General features: G+C 50.0%; 7 protein-coding genes. 2 read left to right on the forward strand and 5 right to left on the reverse strand.

Annotated elements, in window-relative coordinates; all coding sequences use genetic code 11:
* Positions 1-146: 146 nt before the first annotated feature.
* The 5 genes from MO867_RS19625 to MO867_RS19645 form a co-directional block, all read right to left on the reverse strand.
* Positions 147-524, reverse strand: a complete 378-nt coding sequence (locus tag MO867_RS19625) for a hypothetical protein (protein ID WP_252472254.1) — start codon at positions 522-524, stop codon at positions 147-149.
* A gap of 1,230 nt (positions 525-1,754) precedes the next feature.
* Entirely contained in the window at positions 1,755-2,168 is a 414-nt protein-coding gene (locus tag MO867_RS19630; protein ID WP_252472256.1) for a hypothetical protein, read from the reverse strand.
* A gap of 125 nt (positions 2,169-2,293) precedes the next feature.
* The gene (locus tag MO867_RS19635) at positions 2,294-3,685 is read right to left on the reverse strand and encodes a class II 3-deoxy-7-phosphoheptulonate synthase (RefSeq protein WP_252472258.1); all 1,392 of its coding nucleotides are present in this window, start codon (positions 3,683-3,685) and stop codon (positions 2,294-2,296) included.
* A gap of 71 nt (positions 3,686-3,756) precedes the next feature.
* Positions 3,757-4,947, reverse strand: coding sequence for an amino acid aminotransferase (locus MO867_RS19640; RefSeq protein ID WP_252472260.1), 1,191 nt, complete (start codon positions 4,945-4,947; stop codon positions 3,757-3,759).
* Between the two features lie 26 nt (positions 4,948-4,973).
* Positions 4,974-5,474, reverse strand: a complete 501-nt coding sequence (locus tag MO867_RS19645; protein ID WP_252472262.1) for a MarR family winged helix-turn-helix transcriptional regulator — start codon at positions 5,472-5,474, stop codon at positions 4,974-4,976.
* 275 nt (positions 5,475-5,749) lie between these two features.
* Here MO867_RS19645 and MO867_RS19650 point away from each other — a divergent pair, with 275 nt between their 5' ends.
* The gene (locus MO867_RS19650; protein WP_252472264.1) at positions 5,750-6,880 is read left to right on the forward strand and encodes a homogentisate 1,2-dioxygenase; all 1,131 of its coding nucleotides are present in this window, start codon (positions 5,750-5,752) and stop codon (positions 6,878-6,880) included.
* Positions 6,881-6,955: 75 nt separating this feature from the next.
* The gene (gene maiA, locus MO867_RS19655) at positions 6,956-7,585 is read left to right on the forward strand and encodes a maleylacetoacetate isomerase (protein ID WP_252472272.1); all 630 of its coding nucleotides are present in this window, start codon (positions 6,956-6,958) and stop codon (positions 7,583-7,585) included.
* Positions 7,586-7,936 lie beyond the last annotated feature (351 nt).

The following is a 7,936-nucleotide window of genomic DNA, read 5'->3' on the forward strand; positions in this document are numbered from 1 at the left end:
GACTACCAATAATCCACTAGCAAGAGCGGTTACACAGAATTATTTACACCCTCTGGCATCCCCCCAACGCACACCATCATTTTTAGCGATGGGAATTTACGCTATTTCTATCAGTTGATATGGCATTATGGCCAGCCGACAAATATTTAAGATTCAAATACACTAGGTAACACTATGGCAGCTATTATACCGATAATAATTGGAATGATGAGCAAGCAAACACCCCACACAGACCATTTTTTCTGCACAGCATTGAAATGCTCAAGGCTATCCCACTGCTTGTTCTTCCAAGCCATTTCACGCCCTTTAAACCCAATATAAAAGGCAAAAACAAGCCCAACATAGGGCAAAAGCACCAGCAAACCGATATATGTCTTATTAAATATTGCCCATATCCAGCTCAAAAGGAATGCACCCCAACTCCAGCCTTTCACACCCTCTGGAACGACATCACTTTTCTGACCAGAATTATTTTCAGCATCAAGGCTCACATCGGAACTCGGTGCAGTGTATGGATTGGACATTTAAACCCCCAAATATTAAAACTTCTAATTTATAGTAATCAACTGAAGAGCCAGCACTATCGATCCCGCCCAATAAATGCACGACAGATACAATCGTTTAGATGAGACCAAAATACTGGTACCGCAGAACAAAGTCGATTTTAATTCTCTATGTATTCCGACGCAACCACAATTTTGTCAACCAATTAAATTCATCGTCAAAAACAGTGGAGAGATACATACGAGAAGGAAAATAGCATGCTAAATCCAACCATTAATGCAACACCTTAACCAAGGATATGGCGAGGCAATCAGGCCTGCCATGTATTTTTCGCTTGAAGCCAAAACTAAGAAAAAGAAGCCCCAACTCCAATTAAAAAATTTTGAAATATTGCCAAATGATTCTTTCAATCATGCATGAAATATTCCTTACCTTCCCCACCCACACAACAGAAATCAACTCAACCGTGGTTTTTCTGCTTTTCCGGGATTGCAGCCCCAAGGAAAAACACTTCTGATCGACGATTTTATTGCGTAACTCATGAGAATTTCTTTAATTTTTTGCAGGTCGCTTATTGGCCACATACACCCAGGCGTCATACCACAAATCTTGATCCACCCGGCACCAAATAATTTCCTTCTCACTCAGGAATAAAGATGTAATCGATAACCTAGGGATAAAAACTGCGCTGGCACCCATTTTCAGTCACGCCAAAGGGTTTTTCCTTCCCAGGTCCCGTTCGAACCTTTAATACATCCATGACATAGACTCCCTTGACTTGCTCAATTAAATTTTTGGGCACCAACCAAAATTCTCCTACCCTGAAGCGCTCAACCCGAGCTTCCACATGGAACACAACTCTAGGTTGATTCCTACCTGCAGCTCTGTCGCCGCCCTGAATTAAGCGGCCGCTATTATAGTGGCAGGTGCCCATTCAAAAGCGCAGACAGCTTCACACTTTGAATGTGGAATACCTTTAGACAAAGGTACGATCGTGCAATATAAATCAAATCGAAGCTATCTATCTTTATAGTTATTCTTTTTGTACTAGATACAACAGGCAAGAGAATACCTTTAAAGCATCAAGAGAAAATATTTAATAGGACAAGCGGCAAGCCGTATCTCACCTATTCTAACTTTCAACAGGGCAAGGCCTTTTCACAACAGTCTACTTTCCGTACGCTAAATGTCACTTCTCTCAATAAACGGGTGCCTTCCCAGCTGAATACAGGCCTAATATTGTCACAACGCTAAAAATCATAACCTTTTATTTTTATCCCCCCCCGATCAAAAAACACAGGAAAGCTCCCAAAACCGGCCAAATGCTCAGAGAATAATGCCAAATTATTATGAATATCAGGTAGAGAGCGCTTTTTATCAGACTGGGGGTTTGAGTGAAATTCAGGGATATAAATCCAGTGAATTTCTTTTAACTCTGCGTAGGGCGCAGGCAGGCTATCAATGAATCTGGCGCTTTCAAGAAGCCCTAAAACATCGAGCGGGTGCTCCATCGCAATATCGCACCACAGAAACTTCCACTTGACAGCGCCTAGGGGTTCGCCAAAGGTTTCAGCGGCTTCAAACAGTTTTTTCCATTTGGTGTTGCTCATATAGGCCGCTTTGGCCGTGCCTATGAGTTTTTCAATTTCTTCGTCTCTGCCCATAAACTCAAACAAGGTTTATACGTGCGCCACATCCATTATCAGTGATTGTGGAAACAAAAAACCCCCTACCCGAGCGATCGACTCAACATAAGAGGTTCGAAAAGTACTATCAGTAAAGCGGCGAATTAAGCAATTCGTCCCGCGCGCAGCCATTCAGAAACACAGAACGCCAATTCCAACACCTGATCCGCATTCAAACGGGGATCACATTGAGTGCGGTAGCAGCTGGCCAGATCGGCTTCGGATATCTTCCAGGCCCCCCCCGTACACTCGGTAACATGCTCCCCGGTCATTTCCAGGTGGATGCCGCCGGGGTGGCTACCCTCGGCCCAATGAACGGAGAAGAAGTCGCGGATTTCACGCAGAATTTTGTCGAAGTCCCGGGTTTTATAGCCATTCCCAGCCTTGACGGTATTGCCGTGCATAGGATCGGTACTCCAAACCACAGAGCGCCCCTCTGCTTGAACGGCCCGCACCAGAGCTGGTAGCTTTTCACCCAAGGTGTCGGCACCCATACGGGTAATCAGAGTAAGGCGGCCGGCTTCGTTTTCCGGATTGAGCTTATCGATCAAACGCAGCAACTCATCCGGCTGCATACTGGGCCCAACCTTCATGCCAATGGGATTACACACGCCGGAAAGGAATTCCACGTGGGCACCATCGAGTTGACGTGTGCGCTCGCCAATCCACAACATATGGGCAGAGCAGTCATACCATTTACCGGTCAGGCTATCCGTGCGAGTCAGGGCCTGTTCGTATTCAAGCAAAAGGGCTTCATGGGAGGTATAAAGCACCGTTTCCCGGATGGCTGGTGTGTTCTCTGATTTAACACCGCACACCGCCATAAATTCTAGCGCTTCCTGCAGGCGCTCGGCCAGTTGGGCGTACTTCTCGCGCTGCGGGTTATTTTTCAGGAAACTGAGGTTCCATCCATGCACTTGATGCAGATCGGCTAAACCACCTTGGGCAAAGGCGCGCAACAAATTCAGCGTAGCGGCAGACTGATTGTAAGCCGTCACCATCCGCTGCGGGTCGGGTGTACGGGCTTCGCGAGTAAAATCGATACCGTTGATAATGTCGCCACGGTAGCTGGGCAACTCTATACCACTCACAGTCTCAGTGTTGGCTGAACGAGGCTTGGCGTATTGACCCGCCATTCTCGCCACTTTTACCACTGGCAGATTGCCGGCAAAAGTCAGCACTACCGCCATTTGCAATAACACTTTGAAAGTGTCACGAATCCGGTTGGCATTGAAGTCAGTAAAAGACTCGGCGCAGTCCCCGCCCTGCAAAAGAAACGCCTTTCCCTCAGCAACCAGGGCCAACTGTCGGCGCAACTCGCGCGCCTCTGCAGCAAACACCAGTGGCGGGTGGCCGGAAAGTTGTTTGGCTACTCGGGAAACGTCTTCGGCAGAGGCGTACTGGGGCTGTTGATCTGCGGTGAAGTTTCGCCAGCTCTGCGGGGTCCAAACTTGGGTGGGGGATTCAGGCACTGGAACTCCTAGCTCAACTTCCATCTTTCACTCTTACTTCTAAGGATAAATCTTAAAGGGATGAGCACATCGCTCACCCCCTAAATGTGCCGAATTTACAGCACGCTGGCAACAGCCCTGCAGAAGTATTCCATATTGTTGGAACTCAAGCCGGCAATACTAATGCGGCTGGAGTCGACCATGTAAATGGAATAGTCCTTCTGCAGCTGTTGAACTTGTTCGAGGCTGATTCCGAGGAATGAGAACATTCCTTTCTGCTGGCGGATAAAGCCAAATTCACCGGCAGCATCCACTGCAACGAGGCCCTCAACCAGTCCAGCACGCAGACTGTTGATACGCTCGCGCATTTCAGTCAGCTCCGCCTCCCAATTCGCTTTCAGTCCCGCATCAGTAAGAATAGATTCTACAATGGCGGCACCGTGGGAAGGCGGCATGGAATAGTTGCCACGAATAGCACTCAGCATCTGGCTTTGCCCTTTATCAGCGGCCTCTCCATTCGCATAAATCACCATCGCCAGGCCAACACGCTCACGATAGAGGCCGAAATTCTTGGAGCAAGAGGCGGCAACCAGCATCTCTGGCACCGATTCAGCCATCAGGCGCAGGCCATAGGCATCGTCGCCGAGGCTTTCACCGAAGCCTTGGTAAGCCATGTCGATAAAAGGCGTGAAGCCCTGTTTTTGCGCCATTTCCGCCAATACTTTCCACTGCTCACGGGTCAGGTCTGCACCACAGGGGTTGTGACAGCAGGCATGGAACAACACCACATCACCCTCGCCCACATTTTTCAGGGTTTCGACCATTTTATCGAACTGCAGGCTGCTGGTAGCCCGGTCATAATACGGGTAGCTTTTAATATGCAAACCGGCATTACCCAGCAAGGGTACATGGTTAGCCCAGGTCGGATCACTGACCCACACTGTCGCGCCCGCTTTAGCACGATTGATCAATTCGGCCAGTACCCGCAGGGCACCGCAACCACCAGGTGTTTGCGCGGAACGCACACGGCCACCCAACAGCGCCGGATGGCCAGCACCCAGTACCAGCTCTTGCATCACCGTATTGAAACCGGGAGTACCGGCTGGGCCGATATAGGCCTTGGTTTCCTCGCTTTGCAACAAACGGGTCTCAGCTTCTTTGACCGCCTGCAGCACAGCGGTATGTCCCGCTTCGTCTTTGTAAACACCCACCCCAAGGTCAATTTTTCCGGGGTTTTCATCCGCACGATAACTGGCCAGCAGGCCAAGGATCGGGTCTGGCGGAAGGCTGCTTAAATGATCAAACATCTGAAAACTCCTCTTACTTATTTCATTTATTCATCGATAAGGCCACGCTCAGACCATTCCTTAGCGCGCACCATTAATTTGTCAATAATGCCATCCAGCTGCTCTCGCTCATCGCCGGAAAGCGAGGCCATCAGGTCATTCTCGTACCGGTGCGCCAACGGCACTATTCGCGCATAGATTTCGCGCCCCTGATCAGACAGGTTCAATACTTGCCGGCGCCGGTCTCCGGGATCTTCACTGCGGGTAATGTAGTCATTTTTAAGCAGGGAGGAGACGGCGCGGCTGATCGCGACTTTATCCATCGCCGTCTGCTCAACCAGTTCTGCGGCAGACAAATCCCGAAAGCGCCCCAATATTGCCATTACCCGCCACGCGGGAATGGTGAGATGGAAGCGCGCACCATAAGCTTGCGCAATGGCATTACTCACCCGATTGGAGAGTACCGAAAGACGATATGGTAAAAACTTCTCCAGGCGCAGATCGTCGTTTTCTACAACTGTGGTCGGCGCTTTTTGGTCAATGGTCATGGCTGCTCTTACACCTGCCTGCTTGGGAATCCCGGTTGTACCTAATGTTCAATTTAACTAACATTGGTTTCAAATGTAACCACCGCTGTCATAAATACTTTCCCAAGAATCATGGGGTCACACAGCAAAAATGGCTGAACAGTATAGGTTTTTTTGCGCCATCTTTGCTAACTAAATGGCTCTATGGCGCAAGAAATTTGCGCGGTATCGACAGTGCGACACTCAATTTTTCGCCGCCCGCCTCGCCCCCCCCCCTCCCAAGGCGAAGTCATGCTATGAAACAGTGGATCAGCTTTCCGCGCACAGAAGGGAATACCAGCCGACAGGCCCACGCCGACTTCCCAGCCAACAGCTTTGAACGGGAAATGGGCAAAGAGGGCTTTTTTGGCCCCTGCACACATTTCTACCACCGCCACCCTCCCACAGGCTGGAGTCGAATCGAAGGCCCATTGCGCCCCCACGCTTTCGATAGCACCCAGATGGTTCACAGCGGCAAGAGCCCCTGGGATCAGCGGTTAATCCTGCGCAATGCCAACAGCCAAGTTGGCCTCTGGGTTTGCCGGGAATCGATGGATCATCTGGTGCGGAATGCGGATGGTGACCAGTTACTGTTCGTTCACAACGGTAGCGGGGAACTGTTCTGTGACTTCGGCCACCTCTCTCTTCGCGACGGTGACTACATTATGCTGCCCCGAGGCACCTTGTGGCGCCTGACGCCCGCAGAAGAAGAACCCTTGGCGTTATTCATGGTGGAAGCAACTGGCAGCCACTTCCAGCTCCCCGAGAAAGGTATCGTCGGACCTAATGCCATTTTTGATCAGGCCGTGCTCGATGTTCCCGCCATTGATCAAAGCTTTCGCGATCAACAGGAAGAGGAAGAATGGCAGGTGGTGGTCAAGGCTCGCCAGCAGCTCTCCACGATCACCTATCCCTTTAACCCTCTGGACGCCTGCGGCTGGACCGGCGACAACCTGGCAGTAAGAATCAATTGGCGTGACATACGCCCCTTGATGAGCCACCGCTATCACCTCCCCCCCTCCGCCCATACCACCTTTGTGGCACAAGGGTTTGTAGTGGCTACTTTCGTACCACGCCCGATTGAAAGCGATCCGGGCGCACTGAAAGTCCCGTTTTTTCACAACAATGATGACTTTGACGAACTAATCTTTTACCACCGGGGCAACTTTTTTAGTCGCGACAATATTCATTCGGGGATGCTTACTCTGCACCCCATGGGCTTTACCCACGGCCCCCACCCCAAAGCCTTCGCCACCGGCGCCCGCCACGCACGAAAGGAAACCGACGAAGTCGCCGTGATGATCGACAGTCGCAGCCCCTGGGATATTCTCCCCGATGCCCATGCCGTGGAGCTGACGGATTATGTAAACTCATGGAAGGAAAGGTGAAACAGCCCCAGCCCTCCCATAACACAAAAAATTAGCCTGTAGGGCTAACATTGGAATAAAGAATAAGGAAAGAGAATGGACCTTTACGGATACTTCCGCTCGTCGGCAAGCTACCGGGTGCGCATTGGACTCAATCTTAAAGGCTTGGATTATGAATATTATCCGGTCAACCTGCTCAAAGGGGATCAACACGGCGAGCACTATCACAGGCTAAACCCACAGAGACTTCTACCAACACTGGATGATGGCAATTCTAGGCTCACCCAGTCCCTCGCCATTCTGGAATGGTTGGATGAAACTCACCCAGAGCCAGCCCTCTTGCCAAAAGACCCTATAGCCCGCGCGCAAATCCGCGCCCTGGCCCACAGTGTTGCCAGCGATATCCAGCCGTTACAGAATCTGAGGGTGCTAAAGTACCTGCAGGCACAACTTGAAATCAGCGACGAAGATAAAATTCAGTGGATTCAGCACTGGATTCAATTAGGTTTTTCCGCACTAGAGAAACAACTAATACCAGCCCCCTTTGCAGCTGGCGATACGCCCGGACTGTTTGAATGCTGCCTGCTGCCGCAAATCTACAGTGCAGAACGCTTTGGAATGGACATGGATCAATATCCAAAAATCCAAAAAATAGCATATGCCTGTAATGAACTACCGGCCTTTATCAAGGCACACCCCTCGGAACAACCGGACTGCATTGTGTAACATTCACTCCTGGATGCCTGGTCCCTTCAGGCATCCACCATATATCCTGGCCTGATCCGAGCCCTCAGCACACCTATTCACTTGCCACAACCCATGGTTAATATCGTCATCCAGATTTGAACAAATAATTCAAACAATAAAGTCAGCCCAGTTGCTACAGTTAATCAACCAAGGTCATCAATATGGATACTCAAGATCAGATCTCCCAACACTTCGGACAGTTTCATGCAGCTATAGCCCCATAGTCACTGTACCGCTCGTAAATACGGGCAACTTTTCCGCAACTCAGGTCAAGATCTAACTCGTCAAAAAGTCTATCCATAAGGTGCTGATTGAACTTTCGACGTTTCC

Source organism: Microbulbifer okhotskensis, assembly GCF_023895975.1.
GTDB lineage: Bacteria > Pseudomonadota > Gammaproteobacteria > Pseudomonadales > Cellvibrionaceae > Microbulbifer > Microbulbifer okhotskensis.